At 58.4% G+C, this 825-nt stretch carries 1 protein-coding gene; it reads right to left on the bottom strand.

The features are described from left to right. A partial coding sequence (locus Q7W83_RS29450) for a calcium-binding protein (RefSeq protein WP_473658523.1) occupies nucleotides 1-825 on the bottom strand: 825 nt, incomplete at both ends.

Genomic DNA, 825 nt, shown 5'->3' with positions numbered 1-825 from the left:
GATAGCCGATCCGGTCAGGATCAGGTTCTCGACGTTGGCTGCCAGGGTGTAGTTGACCGATGCGCTGACGGTATCGACGCCTTCGTTGAGCAGTTCGACGACGCTGTCGTCTTCATGGTCAACGAAGTAGGTGTCGTTGCCCTTGCCACCGATCAGGGTGTCCACACCGGCACCGCCGTTCAGGACGTTGTTGGCGGCGTTACCGGTCAGGGTGTTATTCAGCCCGTTGCCGACAAGATTGATCGCTGCCAGGGAGTCGATAATGGCATTTTCAATGTTGTCGCCCAGGGTGTAGCTGTTGCCGGTGTAGGCAGCGATACGCACGGTGTCGTTGCCGCCAGAGGCCGCTTCCACCACCTCGTCCTTGTTGCTGTAAATCACGTAGGTGTCATCGCCGCTGCCACCGGTCAACAGATCGCCGCCGTTTTTGCCGTCGAGCAGGTCATTGCCGGCACCGCCGGTGATTTCGTTGCGCGCCGCGTTGCCGGTCAGCTTGTTGCCCAGGTCGTTGCCGATCAGATTGAGCAGCCCGGTACCGGTGACGGTGATGTTTTCGAAGTTCTGCAGGTTGCCGCTGCTCAGATTGATGCTCTGGACTTCAGTCTTGGGCACATTGTAAGCGATTTGCAGGGTGTCGTTACCTTCATCCGCTGCTTCCGATACAAACGCCAGCTCTTCCACCTTGTCGAGGACGTAGGTGTCGTTACCTTTGCCGCCGATCAGGGTATCGATGCCGGCACCACCATTGAGGACGTTGTTGCCGTCGTTGCCGGTGATGATGTTGTTGGCCGCGTTACCGGTCAGGTTGATTGCCAGCGAGCCGGT

This window comes from Pseudomonas sp. 300 (genome assembly GCF_055803035.1).
Note: the sequence above shows the minus strand (reverse complement) of the source record. Positions and strands in the feature narration are given on the sequence as shown.